Genomic DNA, 23484 nt, shown 5'->3' on the forward strand with positions numbered 1-23484 from the left:
GGTGATGGTGGCCGCTGTTTGCGTGACGCCCCCGGCGCCGACGTTCGAGATGACCGGCGGTGACGTGTCGGTATTATTGGAAACTGTCACAACTACCGGACTGGCGGTGGTTGTATTCCCCGCTGCGTCCCGAGCAACGGCAGAAAGGGAGTGCGAGCCATCGGCTTCAGAAAGAGTATTCCAAGAAATAGAGTACGGAGGAGTCGTGTCTTCCGCACCAATATAAACCCCGTTCCGTGTGAATTGGACTCCCACAACGCCGACGTTGTCGGAAGCTGTAGCCGACACATTGATGGCCCCTGTAACCGTCGCGCCATTCGCCGGAGATGTCATCGAAACCGTCGGTGGAGTTGTATCATTGATAACCACCGCATCGATCTGAACCGTCACGCCGTTGGCGTCGTGAGAGAGCTGCGTCACCGTAATCCCGCTTATCAAATCTTGAAATGTTCCGGTGTCGCTAAGCGCCTGGATAAAAAAAGTCCTCGAATCGGGAGGATGGCTGTGATGAACGTTGGCCCTATCGGCGTATGAAAGACTAAGTGCCGCGTCATAACCGATCCTTCTCCGATAGGAGACATAATAATATTCATTCGTGCCCGCTTTCGGAATCTTGACAAGCTGCGAATAGGGCGCTGAGGCTGCATCGATCTCCAGAGGTGACAGCGTCACGATCCGCGTCCCTCCGCCGGTGATCTCCGTAATTTGCGAGGGAGGAAGCCATCCCATCTGCTCTTTGTGAGGTCCGTTGAACTGCCGCCAGCCGATGCCTCCATATCCCATGATATCGGACGTATCCCCGTACTCGCTATCGACAATACCGTCGTTGTTTACATCCGTAGAAGCATGCGCCATCCCTAAATTGTGGCCGAGTTCGTGGGCAAAAATGTCCGAGTAACAGATTCTTGTCCAAGCGCGGCACGTACCGGCACATCCGACGTTGGCTAATCCAGCCCAGGAACAAGTCACATTCTGGGGAAGTGCATAAACTTTATGTTGGTACAAGCTCAGATCGACTCCCATACTCACGGCGGCCGCATCAGCTTGCGTCGCCCATGGGGTGGGAGCGCAGGCGTCCGCTACGGAGGCGGGGATCGATACACGATACACATCCGGTTGTCCGTTGGCGTTGGTGTCCCCGGGAAAGGAAACGACGCCGAACGAGGACTCTCGATACATGCCGTCGACGGATTGCACGCCGGTGAACATGGCGTCCGCGGCTTGGCTCTCCGAGGTGCAGTCGGACGGTGAGTCAATAAAATCCGCTATCAGAACGACAGCTCGGCGCACGTTGCTTGAAGTCGCCTCCGGAGCTACCTGGACGTCAAGAACCTCGATTCCCGACGCATCTTTCGAGAGGGGAACGGAAGAGAAGGAAACGGCCTCCAGATAAATAGCGCTGCCTTCCACCCACCCTTGAACCGAGATCGTCGAACCCGTGGACAGATTGGCGGGAGGCTCTCCGGCAAAATAAAGTTCAAAGGTCTGGTGCGAAACCGAGTCTTCGAGAAGGTAAATCTTCTCTTCAATGGGATTGTCAAAATTATCGACTTGAATGATTTCAAGTCGACCCGTTATGCGGGAAAGGCTTTCACTTTGCGCGAATGCATTGGGTACCCCCCACCATACGAACGGGAGCGAGAGAGCCAGAAGAAAGACTTTCATAAAGGCGAAAACGGTAGAGGTGGCTCTCTTCCTAATATACATACGAAAGGGGTCGTCACCTGCTTTGCCCGGTTCGGTGCCTTCGCACCCCGCCAGAAATGCTATTGCAAGTATTACTCCTCGTGCCGCTGAAGACCCCACGGGCTTTGTCATCGAATGGGCAGCAACCCCTGGGTTTGGATTCAGCACGTCCCATGCCAAGAAAATTGTCTTTTATTTCGGGTGGTTTGGATTCATCCGCCTTCTAGGGTTCTTACTTTTTTGCGCGGTGATACTGCAATAACCATCTATCTGAGGAACTCAGTACGGTCTGGACGGCGTGATACATTTCGGCCGTGCACAAAGTTGCCGTCGAACAGATCGAGCGGGCGCCGGAGACAGCCGGCGTCTACCTTCTCAAAGGGGACGCCGAGACGGTTCTTTACGTCGGGAAGGCGAAAAACCTTCGGAATCTCCTCAAGTCGTATGTCGTTCCCGGTCGGGATGAGCGACCATCCGTCCAAGTTTTGGTTCCGCAAGTTATGTCGGTGGAGTGGCTCCTTACCGACAGCGAGAAAGAAGCACTTCTCCTCAAAAACAGCCTGATCAAGACGCACCGGCCGCGGTACAAGATTATGTTCCGCGATGACAAGTCGTACGCGAGCCTTCGCCTCGCCCCCCATCGTTTTCCCCGGCTGTTTGTAACCCGGAGGATCATCAAAAACGGGAGCCATTATTTCGGCCCGTATTCCTCGGTGTCCGATCTCCGGGAAACGCTGAAGCTCATTCAAAAACTGTTTGAGATCCGGGACTGCTCCGATTCCTTTTTTGAAAACCGGTCGCGTCCCTGTCTTCAGCATCAAATCCAGTGTTACTCTCCCTATAGGAAATCTTAAAAATCTATAGGTTGAATCATGATGGGAAATGAAGGGGGGTACAACGGGTCAAGGAATGGGGGGAAGTATTAAGGATCAACATTTTGAACGGTTACGGGTTACCCCCGGTCCTGGGAAAAGAAAAAAACATCTGAAATTCGGTCCGGACGCCCCGACGAGCGAGATGGAGCGTTAACGCACCGCGCGCTTAAACCGCAGTCTCTTCAAACTGAAAAATACGTCGCTTCGGGATGATGAAAAACCAAAGCCGAGACGCTCGCTTCGGGGTCCATCATAAATCCTTCGGTCAGTTCCACGCCGATTTCCTCCGCTTGTAGCAGGTCGAAGAGAACCTTTTGGCCGGCCAAGTCGGGACAGGCCGGATAGCCGAACGAATACCTCCGGCCTGGATAATGCGCCTGAAAGATTTCGAGTTTCGTGAGTGCTGTGGGGTCCGACAGGCCCCACATCGACCGAATCTTCGCGTGAAGCCATTCCGCGTATCCTTCGGCGGATTCGAGCGCCAGCGCCGAAAGCGCATGCGATTTGAGATAATGCCCTTCCTTCTTCAACCGTTCGGCATAGTCCCTCACGCCATGCCCCGAGGTCACGACAAAAAAGGAAACGTTATCTTTTGAGCTGAGGTCGGAGTGAACGTAATCCGGAAGGGAAAGGTACGGAGTTGCTCCTTGGCGTGGAAACTCCAGAGAGGCGAGCTGCTTTCGGCCGTCCGGATCGTAAAGTTGAAGTTCGTTTCCCCGGCCTGCGGCGCGGAAAAACCGGTAGACCGCTTTCGGTTTGAGGAGATCGAGCCTCTTGCACTCCTGTTTGATCTCGTCGACGACCTCAAGAATTTCCAGGGCCTTGATCCCCTGCTCTGAGCGGCGCAGCTCCTGCAGCTGATTCTGCTCGATCGGCCGGATGACGGAGTTTTGAAGACCCAAGTGGCGTCCGAAAAGCATCCTGGGATTGATGTAGCTCCAGATATGCTCCAAAGGTGTATTCGACAGGACATGGCGGTCAAAGTCGGGAGGGGAGGGTGGGGATGAAACCGGTTGAATGTTGGACCGGACGCCGGCTTCCGGTATCGGTTTTACGGACCGCGCGCGTTCCTCCACTGCCTCTTGTTCCTTTTCCAGTTTGGACTTGAACGATTCAAAGTTTTTCGGATCCACGATGATTTTGGCGAGCTCGAGGCCGTTCATCGCATCGGACGCATACGCCACCGTTCCCGTATAGGCTTTTGCGATTCGTCGATCGGTGAAGGAACGCGTGAGCGCGGCGCCGCCGACCAGCATCGGGACCTGAACTCCGGCCCGGGAGAGATCCTCCGCCGTCACTTCCATTTGTTGCGCCGATTTCACGAGCAACCCGGAAAGCCCGATGATGTGCGGGTGGTGTTCCTTTACGGCGGCGATCAGTTGTTCCGGGGGCACCTTGATCCCGAGATTGACCACTTCAAAGCCGTTGTTCGAAAGAATGATTTCGACGAGATTTTTTCCGATGTCGTGCACATCCCCTTTCACCGTGGCGAGCAGAACCTTGCCGCGCACGGCGGTCTCGTTCTTTTCCATGAAGGTTTCGAGGTGCGCGACGGCCGCCTTCATCGCTTCCGCGCTCTGGAGGACTTCGGCCACAATCAATTCGTTCTTGTTAAAAAGGCGCCCGACCTCGTCCATTCCCTTCATGAGCGGGCCGTTGATGATGTCGAGCGGCGTCCGCGTCTTACGGGCCTTTTCCAGGTCTTCGATCAGGCCGTCCTTCGATCCTTCGATGATGTAATGGGCCAGCCTCTCGTCGAGCGACAGCTTCGTCCGGTCCTTTTTGACGATGACTTTCTTCCCGCGAAAATGTTCCGCGAACGGAGCAATGGGATCCGTGCCTCGATTCCAAAGAAGGTTCTCGGCCAGGGTTTTCTCTTCTGGGGAAATGGATGGGTAGCGTTGAAGCAGTTCCGTGTTGACGATCGCAAGATCGAGACCCGCCTGGACGCAATGATAGAGAAAAACGGAATTGAGGACTTCGCGTCCCGAAGTGGGGAGGCCGAACGAAACGTTTGAAATTCCGAGGAGCGTCTTACAGTCCGGAAATTCTTTTTTAATCCGCCGAACTCCCTCAATGGTTTCGACGGCGGAGCCGACGTACTGGGAATCTCCGGTCCCGCAAGGGAAAACAAGGGCGTCGAAGAAGATATCCTCCGGCTCGATGCCGTATTTCTCGGTGAGAAGGTTGTGGCTCCGCAGCGCGACTTCGAGCTTGCGCCGCCGGGTAATCGCCATCCCCTGTTTCGGATCGTCATCGATACATCCGACGACCAGCGCCGCGCCGAATTGACGGGCCAACGGGACGATTTTCTCGAAACGTTCCTCGCCGTCTTCCAGGTTGATCGAATTGATAATCGCTTTTCCTTGGCAATAGGTCAGCGCCATGGCGATGACACGGGCGTCGGTGGAGTCGATCATGATCGGCGCTCGGACCATTTTCGTGGCTTTCTCCAGAAACCGGCGCATGTCTTCCCATTCGTTTCGATCGGGATTTGCCAGGCAGACGTCGATCACCTGGGCACCTCCGCGGATCTGTCTTCGAGCGATCTCCGCCCCGGCCTCGAATTGGTCCTTGACGATCAGATCTTTGAAGCGGCGGCTTCCGATCACATTCGTGCGCTCTCCCACGAGAAGCGGCCGGCGGCCGTCTTCGATCTCGACGAAATCGATACCGGATACAAACGAAAACTTTCGGTGAGAGGGAGCGCGATGTTTGTGTTTACGAGCGACGTCGACCAGGCGTTCGATATGCGCCGGCGTTGTCCCGCAACAGCCGCCGATGAGATTCACCCACCCCGCTGAAGCAAAACGGTCCAAGACGCGTGCGATCATTTCCGGCGTTTCGAGGTAGCGACCGTCTTCGTCCGGGAGTCCGGCGTTTGGGACGCATGCAACATGGGTTCGGCAGAGTGTCGAGAGAGTTCGAAGATGGTCCGTCATGAACTCCGGGCCGGTGGCGCAATTGAGGCCCATATACAAAAGATTCAGGTGGGCGAGTGACGCCCAGAAGGCATCGATCGTCTGCCCGGCCAACATCGTCCCGCTCGCTTCGATCGTTCCCGAAACTGCGAATGGAATCGGATCGGCCCCTTCGTCGAACAGTTTCTGGATCCCCATGATTCCGGCTTTGGCATTACGTGTGTCCTGGCACGTCTCGAGAAGAAAATAATCCACGCCTCCTTGATGGAGTCCTTTGGCCTGCTGGTAGTAGTGGTCCGCCATCTCCTCAAACGTGGCTCCGCCGGTCACGGTGATCGATTTGGTCGTAGGTCCCATCGATCCCGCGACGAATCTCGGCTTTTCGGGCGTCCAAAAGCGGTCCGCCGCTTGCCGCGCGATTCGGGCGGCCGCACGGTTAATCTCAATGGTTTTTTTCTCGAGGGCGTATTCCCGTAACACCAGTGGAGTCCCGCCGAACGTGTTCGTTTCCAAGATGTCGGTGCCGGCTTCCAAAAATTGGCGGTGGATCTCTTCGATCACGTCCGGACGGGTGAGATTTAGGTTCTCGTTGCACCCTTCCAGCGAAGCTCCGCCGAAATCCTCCGCAGTCAGGTGACGCCCTTGAATGGATGTCCCCATCGCCCCGTCGAGGAGCAAAATGCGCTCCTCGAGAGCTTGGAAGAGGGCGTTCTCGCGCTCCCGCCGGGTCATGTCGGTGGCTTTGGCCATCGCCGGCAAGAATGCCAGAGAAAGGACTTTGTTGCATCCGGCGAAGCTTGCCGGTCAAGGTCCCGATGACGGAGCGGGACTTTGCACCGGCCGTGTCCGGCGCCGCTGGGCGAAGAGAGCCACGGTCAGAAGAGTCACGGCGCCCAGGAGGAGCCCCGACTGTTGGCGGAACAGTCCCTGTCCCGAAATAAACCAGGGGACGAAGGCGAGAACACTCCCCAGCACGGAATACCAAAGATAAAAGGCGATATGGAAGCGCGCGAGGCGGAAGATCACGATATAAAGAAGAATCAGATGTGAAAAGATGACCGACCTCTCGATCCAGGAGGTTTCCTCTCCGACGGTCGTGGCGAAGAGATAAAGCAAGAGGAGCGCGATCGTAATCGGCCGCTTGAGATACTTTTCGCAGGCCGCGATGCCGACGGCGAACGTCATCCAGATGAGCAGGCTATTCCAGATCGCCGAGATCGCGTAACCGGCCGGGAAAAAGAGGGAAAAGGGGAAAAACGCCGTGGCAAAGGCGTCGGTGGAAAGATCGACGCCGAAATACCGAAGCAGCCTTTCCTCGAAAATCTGGATGGCTATCAAAGCCACTGCCCAAAGAAACGTGGATCGGCTGCCTCTCCATTTCCACGGGGGCAAGCGCAAAATTCGACTGAGATCCTCGGTCGTCGGGGCGTGGACAAACTTTTGGGGCGGCAAGGTCATGAACAGGAGCGTAACGGCCCAGGAGAGAAGACCCATGAGGATCATCTCGCCGAGCAGTTCGAGGATTTCTTTCGAAAAATAAACGTAAATCGCCGATGTGGAATCGTATCCCGCCCAGAACACCGGCACCTCGTTGAGCCAGTTCAGCGCGGCCAGGCCGACCGAAACGGTCCCGATGATCCTTGGAAGGGGATGACGAATATGCTGAAGCACGGCCCGATCGAAAAATGCACGGATGACCAAGGCGATCAGCGACACGCCGACAACGGACCAGAGGATTCCCCGCAACGCATCCCAGAAATTATGCTGCCGTTCCTCTCGGGAGAACGACTCCGGAGGCGAAAGGTAAGTGTGAAAGGAACTGACCCGATCTCCGGAAATGCCGACTTGCAAATATCGACGTAACTCCGCCACTGAAGCCTCGGGTTCGATCCAGCGATGGGAAGAATCCTTTCGATGGGGACGGTCGGTCTCGGTCATCCCGGCGTATTCGAGCGCCGTGGGATTCAATCGCATCGATACGAGATGCTTTTCGGCAATCGATTTTGAAGCTTCCGCCGGGAGCGATTTTCCTGCGGCCGCTTCCGGCTGTTCACAGTCGAATGCGGCAATCTCCTTTTTGGGGCCGAGATCCAGCGTACATTCGTGAGCTTCCTCTTGAGCCACGAACCGAGTCGACCAATACGGGAGGGCAGGCTGGTATCGGTCCAAATAAGCCTGCGCTTCGCCGTGGGGAAGATGTTTCCGAATATATTTTCCAGCGACGAGATCTTCGTCGGGAGGTTCCAATTCGACGGATGGCAGGAAGGTCTCCACGTCATACCCTAATTTAGTGACATGGAGCCGGGTGAACTCTTGCGCTTCGCGCGGCCCCATGTCCATCGCCGGGAAATTCCATTTTACGGGCAGGAGAAGAATACCAAGTGCGGCAGCCGCGGTGAGGAGCAGGGGATATCGGAGGCGAAGAAGCGGCTGCTTCTCCGCATGTCGTCTTTCATTCGCGGGAAAGTGAGCGGCCACCGAAGCTTGAGGCCAAGAGAGCGGTTCGAAGGCGACCTTTCGAAGTCTTTGACCGGAGACAAGGCGGAGGAGGGCCCAAGCAAAGGGAATCGCGACGCCACCGATTACCGCCGCTGAGGATATTTGAAAATATCGATTGTTTGAACCGAGGAGAAGGGATGATGCGATCGTGGCGTTGTAAACATAATGAGACAGGATCGTGGCCCAGATCCCAAAACGAAGATAGACGAAGCCCAGGAAAACTCCGACGATGGTCAGTTCCAGGCCGCGGGTGTAGATCGGCTCCACGTAATAGCCGGTGTGCAAGAATCCCCACAAAAGCGCGGGCAGTAGGAGCGCGATCCATTTTTTGCCGGTGAGTTTCCAAAGGAGTGAAACCGCGAAGAGCCGGTAGACTGTCTCTTCGGCAAGTGCGGGGTGAAGGCCCGTGAGAAGCGGCTGCAACCAGGGGAGGGCCGTACTTAATAGGTTGTCGTACGGGACCTCGATGGGTGAATAAAAGCCGAGCCACCGTTGTCCCAAAAGGTAAAAACCGACGACAAAGCCGAGCTGTACTCCGGCCGCGGCGAAGCCCGCCAGCGTGGCTGAAAAAAAAGAAGAAGTTCGAAAAAACTCCTTGTGCGTCAATTCGCCCAGGGAATATTGGGCGTCGGGAAGAAGTCGGCCCATGACGTCCGACGAGCCGAACGGGAGCACCAACCATGCCATGGTCACCAGAGATCCCACCAGGGAGTAACCGAACGCCGACATCCAAAATGCCGCGACGGTTTCGGTCGTCATGTATCCATGCCACTGCAAAGGGAGCGTGTTGAAGGCGAACAGAAGATTCACGAGAAAAAGAAGCGAGGACAAAAGAATCGCCGGTTTCCACCGCAGCCAGTGCCGTCGCCAAGCCCAGAGGACGAAGAGAGCGATGACGATCGACAGAGCCATGTCAATCGTCGAAACGACGTGGCTTAGAAGATTTCGCCGCGATTCAATTTGACGTTCATTTCGTGTGAAACTTTCGGGGATCTCCAATTCCCGATAGACGTAATTGAGTTCGTTCCCAAAGACGGTGGCGCGAATGTAGAGTCGGCTGTCGAGGGGGCTTTGGCGCGCCTTCCATCGGAAAAAGTGGTCCAATCGGTTTGGTTTTTGGTCGCTCGAGCGTTCGACCAGTTCGTAGTCCTCAAAGGCCGCTCCATAGGTCCGGCGGAGAAACGTTTCGGCCGTGCCCAGCGCGTCGGCTGGCGAAAGCTTCGGAAGTGTTTTCTCACGCAAAAAATCGTGGCGGAACCCGATTAGTTCGCCCTCGGGATTAAGCGAGATCGAATATTCTTCCTTTTCATTCGGCCAAAAAAAACGGACTTCCCATCCCCATAATGGAAGACGTTCCTTTTCGAGGAGTTGATTCGTCTTCGTCGTGCCGAGAGACTTTTCGAGGTAAATCATCGAGCTCTCGTACGTCCAAAAGGCGGCCGACGATTTTGCTCCGTCCAAGCGAAAGCCTCGTTGCTCGAGGAGCCCTCGTGCGCGGTCCATCGCTTCCGATCGGGAGAGTTTTAGATCAAGGGAGGCCCATCGAAACGCCGCGTGGCGAAAGGTGACGTAAAGAGCGAGTCCGATCGCCCCCGCAACGAGCAGCCCAAGAGTAGACCGCGACAACTGTCCAAAGTATGGATGTTTCAATGTCTCAGTTAAACCAAATTTCCCCGTTTCTACCACTCTTTCTGCAAGCGCTCGTATTGCTGATCAGCTACGGGCTGGGAGCGGGTACGGCCGCTTGGGAAAGCGATTCACGTTGGATTTTGGGCGTGGGGACCCTAGCGTTTCTGTTGGCCGAGGTGGGTTCCTGGCTGGCTAATGACTACTACACGTATCGAAGCCATCGAGACGTGGCGTCTCCGCCCAAAACGATCTCCGCCGAAATAAGGCCGGAACAGCTTGTATTAAAAGGAGCGTGGGGAGCTTATCTTCTGGCTTTTCTGCCGGTTGTCATCGTGGCGATGACCATGCGTGAACGCGGATGGGTTCTCTACGGTTTCGCGCTGGCCGGTTTGGTGACCGGCTATTATCGAAACGCACGCCCGCTTTTTTGGGACCGATGGTTATGGGCAACGTGGATTTCCGAGCTTGCCTCCACCTGGATTCCGTTTCTTACTTCGGCATACATCGTCGGTGCGTGGCCGCACGCATGGGCAAGCGCCATCGTAGCCGCGCTATACGTTATCTTATCTTTTCGGAAACGACTTTCGCCTGCGTGAAGAGAAGCAGATAGTCCCGTCCGCCGGCCTTGGAATCGGTGCCCGACATGTTGAATCCGCCGAACGGGTGAACGCCGACCAATGCGCCGGTGCATTTCCGGTTGAAATAGAGATTCCCGACGAAAAATTCTTTCCGAGCCTTTTCCAAGTGATCTTTCGATTTCGAGTAGACGGCGCCCGTCAATCCGAACTCCGTGTTGTTGGCGATTTGCAGCGCTTGATCGAAATCCTTGGCTTTCGTGATGGCGAGAACGGGACCGAAAATTTCCTCCTGGGAGATCCGAGCGTTTGGATCGACGTCCACGAAGACCGTCGGCGCGATATAATATCCGTCGTCCCGGACGGTTTTTCCACCGGTAAGCAGTTTCCCCTCCGTTTTCCCGATTTCGACGTACTCGAGGATTTTTTTCTGCGCCGAACCGCTGACGACCGGCCCGATCTGAGTATCGAAATTCATCGTAGGGCCGATTTTTAGGGCTTCGGTCTTTTGCTTGATCTTCTCCACAAGCCCGTCATAGACCGCTTCGTGCAAAATGGCCCGTGAACAGGCCGAACATTTTTGTCCTTGATATCCGAACGCCGCCGCCACGATTCCCGTGGCCGCTTCTTCAATGTCGGCGTCTTGATCCACGACAATCGCGTCTTTCCCGCCCATCTCCGCGACGACCCGTTTGATCCATTTTTGTCCCGGCCGGTGCTTCGCGGCCAGCTCGTTGATCCGCAGGCCGACCTCCTTGGACCCGGTGAACGTGATAAATCGGATCTTCGGGTGCGTGACGAGAGGATCGCCGATCTGCGCGCCGCTGCCGCTGACGTAATTGAGGACTCCTGCGGGCAATCCGACTTCATGCATGAGAGCCGCGAATTGATACGCAACGGCGGGTGAGTCGCTCGCCGGTTTCAAAATGACACAGTTTCCCGAGACGATCGCCGCACTCGTCATCCCGACGCAGATCGCGAGCGGAAAATTCCATGGTGGGATCACGGCTCCCACGCCGAGAGGGAGATAAACCAATTCGTTTTCTTCCGCCGGGATCTTTGTAATCGGCTGCGGAGCCGCCAAACGCACCATCTCTCGGGCGTAAAATTCCATGAAATCGATCGCTTCAGCCGTGTCCGCGTCGGCCTCAACCCAAGTCTTCCCGGTTTCAAAAATCATCCAGGCGGAAAATTCATGTTTCCGCCGACGCATTTTCGAAGCGGCATCAAAGATAACCTGAGCGCGCTTCTGCGGGGCGGTTCGGGACCAGTTTTCGAAAGCGCGCCATCCGGCCGTAATGGCTTGCTGCAACTGGGCGGTGGTCGCCTTCTGAAACTGCCCCACCACCTCGGACTTCATCGACGGATTCACCGAGGCGAACGTTTCGGGCCCCGTCACATCCTTCCCGTCGAGGATCAGGGGATAGGTTTTCCCCAACGATCCCCGGACCTTCTCGATCGCCTTTTCCATCGCGGCGCGATTTTCAGATTTGGAAAAATCGGTCAACGGTTCATTCTTGAATTCGGTCGGCATCGTTTACCTCTGAGTTAGAGTCCCCAAAAAGCGGCGGGAGTATAGCAGTCAATATCTGGACGGCAATCCCTCAAACCTCGCCTCAAATCGGCTTGGGGAGTATGATTGCCGCGCGTGTCAAAAGAGGCCCCCCACGTTTTGGTCACCGGAGCGGGCGGTTCGATCGCCGTCAATCTCACCCGTTCGCTCAAAAAGACTTCGCGGCGCCTGATGCTGTTCGGCTGTGATTCGAGCCGATACTTCATCCATCTCGCCGAGACGGAAGAAAAGGCGGTGATCCCCTCTGCGGCGGAAAACGAGGCGTACCTTCAAGGGATCCAGAAATTAATTCAGCACTGGAAGATCGACGTCGTTTTTCCGAGCAACATCAACGAAATCTTGGTTTTGGCCCGGCACCGCCACGAGTTGGGGGCCCGTGTACTTCTCCCCGATCTGAAATCCATAGAAATCGGCGCGGATAAATGGAGGACCTTTGAGGAGTTCCAGAAAGCCGGTTTACCGGTGCCTCGAACGGAACTCATTCGGGAGCCGAAAGACGTGGACCATGCCTTCGCCCAATTCGGCGAGCCGGTATGGTTTCGCGGGCGAGGCATTCCCGGCCGAGGTGTCGGCGTCGCTTCGCTCCCCGCCAAGGCGATTGAAGAAGCGAAAGGGTGGATCCAATTTCACGATGCGTGGGGCCATATGACCGCCGCGGAATTTCTCCCGGGCGACAATCTGACTTGGATGGGACTTTGGAAAGAGGGCGAGCTCATCGCCAGCCAGGGCCGAAAAAGAGTGGCGTATGTCATTCCGCATGTGAGCCCATCGGGCGTGACCGGCGCTCCGGCCGTTTCCCATACCGTGAGTGACGAGCGCCTCAACGACCTCGGGCCGCGGGCGATGCTGGCGCTGGACGCCAAATACAACGGTGTCGGCTTCGTCGATTTCAAATGCGACGGAAAGGGAAACCCGTTGATCACCGAGGTGAATGTGGGGCGACTGGGAACCACGCACCATTTTTATACGATCGCGGGCGCGAACTTTCCGTATTGGTACGTTCAGCTCGCTCTGGGAGAACTCCCGCAAAATGCGAAACCGCATAACGTCGTGGCCCCTGATCTTTATTGGATCCGCTCGCTGGATGCCGGACCGGTCTTGATCGGAAGAGACCAGCTCGATCGTTACGGCAAACCGAGTCGATAGCGAAACAGCTCCCTGGTTACCCGAAGAATCGTACGAACATTTCGGATTTTCGACTGACCCGACGGCCGGGCAGCGCAGGGAATTTGCACCCACACGTAAGGGTGCCGGCTCCGCCGGGTTTCCAGAAAGACTTCAAAATTGACGAAAAACGACGTCGAGCGAAGGTGGAAGGACTTCAAAATGTTCGTTTGGATGAAATAATTTCCGGTCGGGATCTTCCAGGTTCCCGTTGTTATCGCCATCAGGAGCCTCAAGCCGTTGCTCAAAAAAGTCCGGTCCCAGCCGTCGCGCCGGTTGAGGTATGTGGAGAACACGGCCGGGTAGTAAAGTGCGGGCTCAATGAAGGCCGTCAGATCCAGCGGGTCGACCTGCCCGTCGGCAGCGATCGTGCAAAACCATTTGGATTGGGCCGCCTCGATGGCCGTCCTTATGGCCGCCCCCATCCCGCGGTTTGTCTCATGCGTGAGAATCCGCACGTTCGCGTGACTCTCGGTAAGAGTACGAAGAATATCGACCGTACCGTCCGTTGAACCGTCGTCGACGATCAGCAATTCCCAGCGTTCGGCGGTGTCGGACAGAAATCGAATTGCGCGCGCCGCGGTTTGAGGCACCGCTTCTTCTTCGTTGTAGGCCGTGAGCGCTAGAGTGAGGGACGAAAGTTTTGACAATTCGACCTCTCAGCCGTTGGAACGGACTTCACAGGTCAGAGACGCGGGTATTTTTCTCCGAAACGGTTCCGGGAGATTCTGGACCTTCCGTTTCTCGACATCGAACGCCGCCATCGCGGTCTTGGCCAGGGCCATTTCTTGATCCCGCGTCTGATTGAACACGCGGTACACAAAATCGAATCCCACTCGTGTAACGTCCGCAATTCCCACCTCGATCTTCAGTACGTCGCCCAGGAATCCCTCGGAGCGGTAAGTTACGGCGACATCCGTCATGATCAGCCCAGCGCCCGATATATTGAGTTCGTTTTCATAGCCCATGGAACGAAGATATCGAAGACGGGCTTCGTGCAGGATCGAGAGCAGGGCGTCGTTACCCACGTGCGCGCCGTAGTTAAGGTCACTCACCCGGACAGGAATTTCCGTCGAGAAGGGATAAGAACCTGAAATTTCAAGCTTCAGGCGGGGCATTTCTCCCTATTACTTGAGATGAGGCTCCGGCACAATCCGACGCGCTTCCTTTGGGGCCGGAAACAAGGTAGAAGCCAAAACTTCCTCTAGGGGCGTAGCTCAATTGGCAGAGCACCGGTCTCCAAAACCGAAAACATCGAAAATCGCAACCTAACGCAACCGCTGTAGAAATCGTTTCAGTCCCTTGTCACGCGCTGATTTGCCACTTCTTCAGGTGTTGATGGCTATTGGTCTCGGTTGGTCAAAATGGACAAGATATAGACACCAAAATGGACACCTCCTGAAGCCCCCCGGCCGGGGTGCGTCCGTACTTTCGCCTCTGAATATATGAAAAGGGGTCGCTTCCCCGAGCGACATCAAATTTTCAATTCGCAAGGGGCGTATTTGTTATTTGAAAGATTTAAGCCACGACGACGGCGTGTTTCCGGACGGCAAGCTCTGGACTTCGTTTGTCGGGTCATAGAATCCCACGCGATACTCCCGATTGTCCGAATGCCGAAGGTGGTGTGGATCAGCAATACTCGATGAAAAGTTCGGAGACGCCGCTACATTCGCTACAGCCATCAGGTGTCTTGTCGGCGAATCAACGAAACGTGCTTTCCATTCGCTTGGTGAAATCAAGATGAAATGGACCGCCAAGAGGCTGCCCGTCGTTCCAGCCAACACATGACGTTTAGATTGTGGCCACATCTCGACCCCCTCCTTTAGAATTACTAATCACGCGACGTTAATCTAATCAAAGATCGAGGGCTGTTTCAATCCCTTGCTTGAAGCGGTCCTTCGAGCCCCAGCCGAGGAAGAAGGAGAGTACCCGCTAGTATGAATGCTCTAAAAATCGTGGCCCTTTCCATTGGCGTGCTTGTCTCTTACTCATCAGCTTGATGCGTGCTTGATCTTGCTCTCAGTGTTTTCAGGTTCAAGCTCGGCCATCTTCCGAAGAATATCGAGCGACTCCTTTTTAAGTCCATTGTTCTCGTAGTGCCGAACGACGACCTGGTACTGCTTTATCGCCTCGCTATTCAGACCAAGCTGCTTATAGAGTTCCGCAAGACGCAGGTAAACGGAGACCTTGCTGGGGTCGGTCTTAAGAATCTGTTTGAAAACTGCTGTAGCTTTCAAGAAGAATCCGTCTCCCGCGTATTGTTCGCCAACCTTTCGATAGGTTTCTAAGCCTTCAGTGGTTTGTCCGATCTTCACCTGAAGATCGCCGACCATAAGAAGCGTGCGAGTATCCGACGGATCATGGGTAGCAATGTCCATGTACTCCGTGAGTGCTTCCTGAAACTTCTTAGCCTTAAAAAGCTCTTGGGCCTTAAGTAAGCTTCTACTTCTGTTGAACCCGTGCGTGATTTCATCATCAGGCAGTGGGTGTGCTTCCTTGCGGGCCAACTGTTTTCTGAACGCCCTAGAGATTGCGTCCAGGGATACCTTTATGAGGTATACGATTCCCGTCAAGAGGGCGATTGCAAGGGCCACAATCGGGTGGTTGAAGAGAAGCCAAATTACGAGGGCACTGAAAGCAAGGAGCAGAACGAAAGCCAGACCGATTCCGATTAGAGGGATAATAACGGGCAGGAGTGCCAAGATGATTACCGCCAACACAATTCCGAGCGCGATTTGGAGTATTAAACCCATCGAAGTCCCTTCAAACTGTTGAGCGCTTTATTAGTCCGTGAAACAACCTGATTCATGAACATAACATATTAGTATTAAACCGTTTTTTATTGCGGCCGGGCTTTGAAAAGAAGTCTCCATAGAACGGCTGGGGAGGCGTTTTTCGCTCGAAATAGTTAACTGTTTGAAATTTAAGGAAACAATGAGACCTAAGTTTCAGCGCCTTTAGTTTCTTGTAGGGCGACAAATAACGATAACCTGCTTGAATTAAAGGAATCTTCATGGCTTTTGGGGGGTTCATCTGGACGGAAAAAATCGTCTAACCTATGGTCACATATCGCCACTCGTCGGACAGGCACAGCGCACTCCGGTCAATGCGCTCCTAGGAGTCGTTTAACAAGTGCGGAGTACGTCCCGTACGATATCGAAGCCAAGATCGAAACGATCAGAACGCAAACCATCGTTTCGATCAGAGAGAAACCACTATTAAATCGAACGCCATTTTCTGAACTTGCCTTCATAATATATTTTATTGGACCCCTATCGTCATTGGCGGTGAATACGGATAGTTGGGCAGTGAGGCGGTAGCAACGCCATAGAGGGTACCGGGGGAAACTGAAGATATGCAGGCACCAGCGGCTGTGCGACTCGACTGAATGCTGAGTCCGTTATAGTAAGTTCTGTCGGCTACGACAGTAGAGCCGTCGCCAGCTTTGTAAACGCGAACAAAATCAATCGCAGGAGATGAGGGCATATAGCCTGTTCCACTACAGTCGACGCTCCCAAAATAGAGATCCGTTGTTGTCGTTAGTGAGCCGTCAGCAAGAAGTACATCTGCACGAGCCCCGCCTTCGGGTCCAACCCCGACAAGCCAAACGGTCACACTCGTTCCGGGATCTCCTACGCGGCCACCTCCTTCAATTGCCATTATGGGACCTATGTCATTAGTGCTGGCATCCACTAGGTGAAGAGAGCCAGTTGCTGGCGTTCCCGGATCACCTTTGTCGCCTTTATCACCCTTCGTTCCCTGAATTCCCTGAATTCCTTGAATGCCCTGAATACCTTGTATCCCCTGGATACCTTGCAGACCCGTGTCACCTGTATCGCCCTTGCCGCCCGTGTCGCCTTTTGGTCCTTGAGAGCCCGTCGCGCCGGTGCTGCCAGCATCTCCCTTGTCACCTTTCTCGCCCTGAAGAATGGTTACGTCCGTAGATGCTGCGGACTGGCCGTTTGCAACAGTGAGTGTGAAGTTGCCGGACTGTAAATCCGTCGGAAGGTTAGCGGTGAGTTCTTCAGCGGACGCAGAGGCGATCACAAGGTCGCGTGCGTAATTGCCAGTCTTCGCCGTGAGGCGGGCCGAGGTGATTGAGTCTAAGTTCTTTCCGGTGACGATTAGGGCGTCGCGGAAGTTGCCGTCTGTGCCGTTACCCGTAACGTTTGTGATAGCTGGCGAACCTCCCGACTGGTCTCCTCCGCCAGAACAAGCGAGGATTAAAGCACTACCAGCGATAAGGACGCGGAACAGGAACATTCTACCCATACAGCACCTCCGTATGGTGTCGACGATACTCGCCTGCGGGGCCGGAAGTAAAGGTCAACAGCATGCCCGGAAGCGCTCCCAGAGGCTATGTTGGCGAAATTATGATACTTATAGACAGTATACTTATAGGCGGTCGACTAACCTACGGTCTACTTCAAAATAGCCGTATATGGCGCGTAAATCGTCGGTGGCTGCAAAGAAGTTGGGGGAGACTATACGGTGGCTCCGAAGCAAAAGGCGAGGTTTAAACGGCCGCATAACAAGCCAAGAGGAGTTCGCGGAGATGGCAGGATTTCATCGGACTTATTGGAGCGCGATAGAGCGTGGCGAGCGGAACGTCTCACTTGAGAATATCGTTGTAATTGCCCGAACGCTAGGCGTTAAAGCCTCAGATTTGTTGCGTCGGAGCGGCTTGTAAACCGAAGTCGGTGCCCCTAGATTTCACTGTTCCAGATTCGGAGAACGTGCTCCGCAATTTCCCTGGCTTGCTGCACTACTTCAAATGCCTGGCCGCCAAGCATATCGACCCTTGAGCCACCAGCACTATTCTCGGAAACTGATGTTATTAGCGTTTTGTTGACGTAGACCTTTCGTCCATCAGATTGCGTCAATACGAGTGTTTCCCTACATGTGTCTATTACTTTAGTGTTGTACATGGTTTCTTCCTTTCTTTCTAAGAGTGGGTGTTAAAAAAAGAACGAATCACCTCAGTTTATAGAGTCGCGGTGTTCCAGTTCCCGCGCCCCTTTCTTCGATGATTTCGTCCTTCAACTGAGACAAGGCCTTCCTGACAGCACCATCTTTCAGTCCAACCTCGTCACAGATCTGTTTTATTCCTTTTCCCTCCGTTTTGGAGAGAACCTGCTTTACTTGATCGTTTCGATTCCCCTCAATATCGCTGGTGTCATAACCTAGGAATTGATAGTTCCAATTCGAAAATTCAAAAAGGATGGTGTCCGGCGATTCAAAGAGCCGACCGACAATCTCCATTTTTCTCCGATTCTTGTTACCACCCTGTAAGGTGCTCAATATCAGTCCCTGGTCTATCGCAGCTAGAATCGTAGAGGCTCCGCGAATCGTCGAACCTGATCCTCGACCACCCTCAACATTCTTTTTTTCATGATGAATTAGGAGGATCGTACAGTTTTGATTGTGGGCTAGATCTATAAGCGAATTGAGGGCCGCTTGAACTTCGGCGTTATTGTTCTCATCCTTGACGTTCCAAAACTTTCCTAGGGTGTCGATCACAACAAAACACCCCGGATGCTGCCGAATCGATTGTTCAAGACGAGATATTGCCTCGTTCATTTTTGGATGGCGCGTCATTGCGAGGTGAATTTGATCTTTTGGTACTGCGCCAAAGGATTCCAAACGTTTTTTTACTATCGATTTAGGCTCTTCAATCGAATAGAAAATTACGGGGGACTCCTTTGTACAGTGTCCAAGGAAAGTTACGCCCCGTGAAATTGCGAGGCCCAAGGCGTAAGCTAAAGTGCTTTTACCCGCTTTCGGATGGGCAGCGAGGAGATTAAGTGTATTTTCCGCTATGATCTTGTCCCAGACATAGCTGATTTCTGTCTGAGCCTCGCTCAGCAGAGCCGATATATGAATTAGAGATAACTTCTCTTCTTTTTCATTTACCCCCTCTTGGGAAGAAAGAAAGTCGCACCGGTCAGGTTGCTCATAAACTTGCCGAATGATCCGTTCAAGCTCTTGTTCTCCGAGGGGCTCTTCTAGATTGACCTCATTCTCTTTCTGCAGGGCGCAATCAATTGTCAGCCGCGAAACACCCTTCGCGTGCAAACCACGGCCAAGTCGATACAAATGAGCATTCCGCGTGCCATTCTTTATTTTTCCCGAGGCCGCTGAAGGTTGCGCGCTAAAGACCTTTAGAATATTTCGCAATGATTCGGGTAGTGGAGCGCTCTCGGTATGACCGTCATATATTTCGTAATACGACTTCCTGGATGAGTGAGTACTCGGAGGCGCAACTACGTATCCGCCGTCTGATCGAAAATCGAGGCCTGGAAGGAGCCCTACACGGTTTTCACTAACAGTCGGATCATATTGAAAATAGGTGTGCCAACCCCGTGGCGTTTTAACCTTATAGCCTGGGTGATTTTCCGGGGAATATCCGAAGAGTTCGACAAAAGAAGCGAGACCCTCTCTTTCATCAATATCAAGCACGGAGACTCCTGACGCCGCACCAGTTGCAAGCCCAATGTTATGTCTCATTTCGCCACCAAACCATTGACCAGCTCTATTGGGGTCGTTTGTTGCCTCGACCTTCCAGTTACTGACAGCCGGATGTTTTCCCGGACTATTGCATGCAGTGCCCGCTCGGCATCGGCAATTTCCAAATTCATCTACGGCATAAACGGGGAATACTTTGTGCGCGCGCTCGGCATATTCCTGTGCAGCTTCTTTAGTTGCGCGCGCCGGATTCATTTCGCATTCTCCTCGGCCCAACGTTCCAACTTGCTCAGGCGAAAACGGAGACGAGAGCCAACCTTTAGGAATGGAATTCTCTTTTGGATCACCCAGATGCGGATGCTGTTTTCCCTGCAGCCCAGATATCTTGCAGCCTCTTGAATGTTTACAAGAGGTTCAATTTGTTGCTTTTCACTATTTATCATGTGGTCGTCTCTATATTTACCGTTATATTAACTATCAACGCTCGCACTATGGTGAATATACCATGGGTGTTCAGACTGAAGGCAATAGCGAAAATGGATCTTGCATGAGAACATAAAACGTTAGATAATGTTCTGGTGGGCGATGAAGAATCCAGGGCGGGGCTCTTAAGCGCGATCTGTGACTTCCTGAATTTCCCAGATACGGAGATTCCATTGATTGCATTTTGTTCGCCGTACCTAAAAGCTCCGAAGGCTGTGCGGCAAAAGGAGTTTGAGGATGTCATCAGAAGGCTTGTTGGCACGGATGAATGGCAACCGGATGATGAAATGGCTTACGTCTTTAGTGGCTGGCAAAAATTACAGTTAGAGCTGTGGTGGTGGATCACGCCTCATAGGTCAACCAAGACCGAAAAGACGGAAGAAGGGGCGATGATTACCCCTGGATTTGGGTACATGTACTCGAAAGACGCCACACCCATTTGCGCTGAGGTGTTTCCCTATTTGGGAATAGAAGATGAGGGAGAACTCCGTTCAGTGGTGAGAATCTCCCATTTTAGCTCTTTCTATCCTGGGATTGAGCTTTCAGATGCGGGGCGAAAAAAGGGTTATACATGTTTCGTAGAACCTGATGAAAACTCGCTCAGCCCGCTCACGGTAAGAACTATGAAAAAGCCCGGAGAAGGTTTTAGCGTTGAGGTCAGTCCCCACCAAATAGGCACGCTCATTATTTGGAACTTTTTCCAGGCATTACTGGGAAAGGACCCCGAAAAGTTGCTTGTAAAGTGCCCGGCGCTAGTTGCTCAACCCCGTGGAAAGGGCATGAAAAGAGTGAATAAGAATTGTGGGCGGTGGTTTTTTGCTGGTGAGGGGCGAGGTCGGAAGTGGGAGTATTGCTCAAAGCGCTGCGGAAATAGGATGCGGCAACAAAGCTATAATCCACTGAAGAAATCTAATGTGAGGTGAATATATGGGCGTCTATAAAAAGGATCAGAACTGGTTCATTGACTATTACGTCAACCACAAACGCTATCGAGAAAGTGTCGGCCCAGGGACCAAACGAGACGCGGAGAAGGCGCTTGCGAAGCGAAAGGTACAGATCAAGGAAAACCGAATCTTCGATAAGAAGCTACACTGCGACCTGACGTTTGAGGAAATGGCGAAGGGTTTTATTGATTCCTCGAAGGGAAGGCCCGGGACTCGTGCGCGTAACGAGACTTCGTGCAAGCACCTTGTTGCATATTTCAAGGCGCGGAAAATCCGAGACATCCAACCATCCGACGTGGAAGCCTATAAGGAATCTCGATCACAGGATACGAAGCGCAACGGGAAACCCATCATGGTGAGTACCGTGAACCGTGAGCTGGCGTGCATGAAAGCGATGTTTAATCATTTCATCCGGGACCGGAAGATCGATTTCAACCCCGTGCGGGATGTATCGTTTTTCAACGAAGAACATCTTCAGCGGGATCGCGTACTGACACCGGAGGAGTTTGATACGTTGCTGGACGCCGCCTCTCCGGATCTCCGGCCCATCCTTGAGCTTGCCTACTACACGGCCATGCGGAAAGGGGAGATACTGAACCTGACTTGGGACAAGGTAGATGTTCGAAAGGGTTTTATTCATCTCACCCCCGAGGACACGAAAACCTCTCGAAAGCGGGACATTCCTCTCAATGCGCACCTGGTCGATTTACTCACGCATAAAGTGCGTCGCCTTCACTGCGACTACGTGTTCGACTTTAGGGGGAAGCGCCTTGGAAACTTCAAGACAGCGTTTAAGAACGCCTGTAGGCGCGCGGGAATTGAAAACTTCCACTTTCATGACCTTCGCCATACTGCGATTACGAGATGGGTGAAGGCGGGGATACCGGAGAGCGCGGTAATGATGGTTTCTGGGCACCGAACAAGAAGCGTCTTTGATCGGTACGTGAATCTCAAGACGGAAGACGTGAAGGAGCTAATGGAAAGGGCAGACAGTGGAGGCGCGTCGAATTCAGCACTCGCACAGAAGGGCATGCTTTCTCCTCGCCCGAATTAGGATCTTGAGTAAGATGCGAGCCGCGTTTGAGGCCCGAAATGTTCATTTTCCGGCAAAAAGTAGACACCAAAATGGACAGTCGTGGAGGGCAAGCAAACGTGGTATCTAAAATACCTGAGTAATTTCAACAAATAGGGGCGTAGCTCAATTGGCAGAGCACCGGTCTCCAAAACCGGGGGTTGCAGGTTCGATTCCTGTCGCCCCTGCCACCCTTCATTTTTGCCAGCGCGCGCGAGGACTTTCCAAGGCATTTGGTAAGAAAATCGGAGGGTTTTGGCCGCGACGCGAAAGTTCGAGCCGATCGGAGCGCAGGGAACGCGGCGGCGAGGGGGCTGATCATGAGAACTCGAGGAGAAGATTCTAAGGCGATGCGCCAAGTACCCTTTCGAGTTTTCTCATTTGATTTTCATGTCGAGATTTCTCCATTTGCGCGATATTTTTTAACTTCCATTGGATTCCAGGAAGGCGCTCCACCCCAGCGACCGAAAAGAGTCCCCAATCGGGCTTTCCTCTCTTAAACGTGAGAATGAACTGCCGTTCATTTTGAGTTAGATTTCTTCGAATATCCGCGATCAATTTATCGAAGGTCTCTTCAAGTTCTCGTTGCGTAACGGTCCTCTCTGTCAGTCCTTCAAACTCGGATTGGAAGGTACTTGTAAAATCCGTTTTTCGCGGATCGAGTAACTCATGGATTGGGCGGTTGTGGCTCAATAGATAAACGATAAAAGCCTTCCTGATGTTATCTGTAAGTCCGCCATCCTCATAAAGAAGAAAAATGTCGAATAAATCGCGGGGATGTTGGCGGTCGAGTGCAGCACAAATCTTTCCGCCATAAAGATCTTCCATGGATAGCGTAGTTATCGAAAACTCCATCTCGAACAATTCTTGAGCGTGGCGAGAAAGCTCGATCTGCGTCGGATCAAATACGGACCCACGTAAGATCGTATTGACCTCAATTTTGATTAGCCCCCCCGCAGTTCCAATCATCATTTTCCCATTTTCAAAATCTCTGTTTTGAATTTCATATTCCGGACGATATTTCTTTAGCGCTGCCGCTATATTCACTAGAGCAGCGCGAATTTTTCCGAGACTTTCCGAACGGCTCTCAATGGGCAAATACGCCAGATCAATATCGACCGACAATCTTGGCAGATCTCTGACAAAGAGATTAATCGCCGTCCCACCTTTAATGGCTAGGGATTTCTCCTCTCCTATATACGGCAATATCCGAAGCAGTTCCCTGACGCGGGGAAAATATGGACTCTCTTTCAGATTCATTGTTCATTTCGCTTTGGCAGCGTGATCAAATACTTTGGGTGAAGATAACCTCCTTCGACCAGCATTCTTTTCCCGCTACCAAAATCGACATCAGCAGTGATTAGACTTTTCACCCACGGGAGTTCGCTCTCCTCGGCCAAAGCCATGAACAGACGTTTTACTTTGATTGAGTTACAGTTTTTCAAGAGCTCTAACACGACAGTGGGTCTCAATGTTCGTAATCCTTCCATGATGAATCTTGCCTCTTCAAACGTCTGTTTTTCTGGGACAAGACTCAGGAGCTCCATCATCGCTCGTTCAGGTGCAGATATCTTTATTGAAAAACGGAGATGATCCTT

Annotated in this window: 18 protein-coding genes and 1 tRNA gene; 7 read left to right on the forward strand and 12 right to left on the reverse strand. The window is 53.2% G+C overall.

All coding sequences use genetic code 11. The features are described from left to right. Positions 1-1665: Ig-like domain-containing protein (locus tag VI895_00945; GenBank protein ID HLG18365.1), on the reverse strand; the 1665-nt coding region annotated here is incomplete at its 3' end. A 335-nt stretch (positions 1666-2000) separates the two neighbouring features. Here VI895_00945 and VI895_00950 point away from each other — a divergent pair. Beyond that, positions 2001-2540 (forward strand): hypothetical protein, encoded by a 540-nt coding sequence (locus VI895_00950; protein HLG18366.1) that lies wholly within the window; start codon positions 2001-2003, stop codon positions 2538-2540. Positions 2541-2743: 203 nt separating this feature from the next. On the opposite strand, the gene metH is transcribed toward VI895_00950, so the two are convergent. Both metH and VI895_00960 read right to left on the reverse strand, forming a co-directional pair. After that, complete coding sequence (metH, locus tag VI895_00955; GenBank protein HLG18367.1) at positions 2744-6232, reverse strand: methionine synthase; 3489 nt, start codon at positions 6230-6232, stop codon at positions 2744-2746. Positions 6233-6286: 54 nt separating this feature from the next. Beyond that, positions 6287-9631 carry a type II CAAX endopeptidase family protein gene (locus tag VI895_00960; GenBank protein ID HLG18368.1) on the reverse strand — a complete coding sequence of 1115 codons (3345 nt, stop codon included), beginning with the start codon at positions 9629-9631 and terminating at the stop codon, positions 6287-6289. Here VI895_00960 and VI895_00965 point away from each other — a divergent pair. Continuing rightward, positions 9631-10206, forward strand: a complete 576-nt coding sequence (locus VI895_00965; GenBank protein ID HLG18369.1) for a hypothetical protein — start codon at positions 9631-9633, stop codon at positions 10204-10206. The genes VI895_00960 and VI895_00965 overlap by 1 nt on opposite strands. Here the strand turns inward: VI895_00965 and pruA are convergent. After that, a complete protein-coding gene (gene pruA, locus VI895_00970) occupies positions 10169-11719 on the reverse strand; it encodes an L-glutamate gamma-semialdehyde dehydrogenase (protein HLG18370.1) in 1551 nt (516 codons plus the stop codon). The genes VI895_00965 and pruA overlap by 38 nt on opposite strands. Before the next feature lie 114 nt (positions 11720-11833). Between pruA and VI895_00975 the strand changes: the two genes are divergently transcribed. Next, positions 11834-12904 (forward strand): hypothetical protein, encoded by a 1071-nt coding sequence (locus VI895_00975; protein ID HLG18371.1) that lies wholly within the window; start codon positions 11834-11836, stop codon positions 12902-12904. On the opposite strand, the gene VI895_00980 is transcribed toward VI895_00975, so the two are convergent. The 5 genes from VI895_00980 to VI895_01000 all read right to left on the reverse strand — a co-directional run bounded on the left by VI895_00980 (position 12883) and on the right by VI895_01000 (position 17194). Further along, on the reverse strand, positions 12883-13572 hold the full coding sequence (locus tag VI895_00980) for a glycosyltransferase family 2 protein (GenBank protein ID HLG18372.1): 690 nt from the start codon (positions 13570-13572) through the stop codon (positions 12883-12885). The two genes, VI895_00975 and VI895_00980, sit on opposite strands and share 22 nt — an antisense overlap. Positions 13573-13581: 9 nt before the next feature. After that, on the reverse strand, positions 13582-14040 hold the full coding sequence (locus VI895_00985; protein ID HLG18373.1) for a thioesterase family protein: 459 nt from the start codon (positions 14038-14040) through the stop codon (positions 13582-13584). 873 nt (positions 14041-14913) lie between these two features. After that, positions 14914-15675 carry a tetratricopeptide repeat protein gene (locus VI895_00990; protein HLG18374.1) on the reverse strand — a complete coding sequence of 254 codons (762 nt, stop codon included), beginning with the start codon at positions 15673-15675 and terminating at the stop codon, positions 14914-14916. 350 nt (positions 15676-16025) lie between these two features. Beyond that, complete coding sequence (locus VI895_00995) at positions 16026-16175, reverse strand: prepilin-type N-terminal cleavage/methylation domain-containing protein (protein ID HLG18375.1); 150 nt, start codon at positions 16173-16175, stop codon at positions 16026-16028. A gap of 8 nt (positions 16176-16183) precedes the next feature. Continuing rightward, the gene (locus VI895_01000) at positions 16184-17194 is read right to left on the reverse strand and encodes a hypothetical protein (protein ID HLG18376.1); all 1011 of its coding nucleotides are present in this window, start codon (positions 17192-17194) and stop codon (positions 16184-16186) included. A gap of 169 nt (positions 17195-17363) precedes the next feature. On the opposite strand from VI895_01000, the gene VI895_01005 reads away from it, so the two are divergent. Then, positions 17364-17612, forward strand: a complete 249-nt coding sequence (locus VI895_01005; protein ID HLG18377.1) for a helix-turn-helix transcriptional regulator — start codon at positions 17364-17366, stop codon at positions 17610-17612. Positions 17613-17896: 284 nt separating this feature from the next. Here the strand turns inward: VI895_01005 and VI895_01010 are convergent, their stop codons facing one another. Beyond that, on the reverse strand, positions 17897-19642 hold the full coding sequence (locus VI895_01010) for a bifunctional DNA primase/polymerase (protein HLG18378.1): 1746 nt from the start codon (positions 19640-19642) through the stop codon (positions 17897-17899). Positions 19643-19965: 323 nt separating this feature from the next. Here VI895_01010 and VI895_01015 point away from each other — a divergent pair, with 323 nt between their 5' ends. The 3 genes from VI895_01015 (at position 19966) to VI895_01025 (ending at position 22077) form a co-directional block, all read left to right on the forward strand. Beyond that, a complete protein-coding gene (locus tag VI895_01015) occupies positions 19966-20793 on the forward strand; it encodes a hypothetical protein (GenBank protein HLG18379.1) in 828 nt (275 codons plus the stop codon). A gap of 4 nt (positions 20794-20797) precedes the next feature. Then, complete coding sequence (locus VI895_01020; GenBank protein ID HLG18380.1) at positions 20798-21868, forward strand: site-specific integrase; 1071 nt, start codon at positions 20798-20800, stop codon at positions 21866-21868. Positions 21869-22001: 133 nt separating this feature from the next. Beyond that, positions 22002-22077: transfer RNA gene (locus VI895_01025), tRNA-Trp, on the forward strand. A gap of 151 nt (positions 22078-22228) precedes the next feature. On the opposite strand, the gene VI895_01030 is transcribed toward VI895_01025, so the two are convergent. Further along, positions 22229-23146, reverse strand: a complete 918-nt coding sequence (locus VI895_01030) for a nucleotidyl transferase AbiEii/AbiGii toxin family protein (protein ID HLG18381.1) — start codon at positions 23144-23146, stop codon at positions 22229-22231. Further along, the coding region (locus VI895_01035; protein HLG18382.1) for a type IV toxin-antitoxin system AbiEi family antitoxin domain-containing protein at positions 23143-23484 on the reverse strand (342 nt) is incomplete at its 5' end. The genes VI895_01030 and VI895_01035, both read right to left, overlap by 4 nt.

This window comes from Bdellovibrionota bacterium, from assembly GCA_035292885.1.
Taxonomy (GTDB): Bacteria; Bdellovibrionota_G; JALEGL01; order JALEGL01; family DATDPG01; genus DATDPG01.

What these genes read in the sequence shown, in the direction of transcription:
- metH (HLG18367.1), bottom strand. Translation starts at nt 6,232, where the DNA reads ATGGCCAAAGCCACCGACATGACCCGGCGGGAGCGCGAGAACGCCCTC.
- VI895_00965 (HLG18369.1), top strand. Translation starts at nt 9,631, where the DNA reads ATGTCTCAGTTAAACCAAATTTCCCCGTTTCTACCACTCTTTCTGCAA.
- pruA (HLG18370.1), bottom strand. Translation starts at nt 11,719, where the DNA reads ATGCCGACCGAATTCAAGAATGAACCGTTGACCGATTTTTCCAAATCT.
- VI895_00985 (HLG18373.1), bottom strand. Translation starts at nt 14,040, where the DNA reads ATGCCCCGCCTGAAGCTTGAAATTTCAGGTTCTTATCCCTTCTCGACG.
- VI895_00990 (HLG18374.1), bottom strand. Translation starts at nt 15,675, where the DNA reads ATGGGTTTAATACTCCAAATCGCGCTCGGAATTGTGTTGGCGGTAATC.
- VI895_00995 (HLG18375.1), bottom strand. Translation starts at nt 16,175, where the DNA reads ATGAAGGCAAGTTCAGAAAATGGCGTTCGATTTAATAGTGGTTTCTCT.
- VI895_01000 (HLG18376.1), bottom strand. Translation starts at nt 17,194, where the DNA reads ATGGGTAGAATGTTCCTGTTCCGCGTCCTTATCGCTGGTAGTGCTTTA.
- VI895_01005 (HLG18377.1), top strand. Translation starts at nt 17,364, where the DNA reads ATGGCGCGTAAATCGTCGGTGGCTGCAAAGAAGTTGGGGGAGACTATA.
- VI895_01010 (HLG18378.1), bottom strand. Translation starts at nt 19,642, where the DNA reads ATGAATCCGGCGCGCGCAACTAAAGAAGCTGCACAGGAATATGCCGAG.
- VI895_01020 (HLG18380.1), top strand. Translation starts at nt 20,798, where the DNA reads ATGGGCGTCTATAAAAAGGATCAGAACTGGTTCATTGACTATTACGTC.
- VI895_01030 (HLG18381.1), bottom strand. Translation starts at nt 23,146, where the DNA reads ATGAATCTGAAAGAGAGTCCATATTTTCCCCGCGTCAGGGAACTGCTT.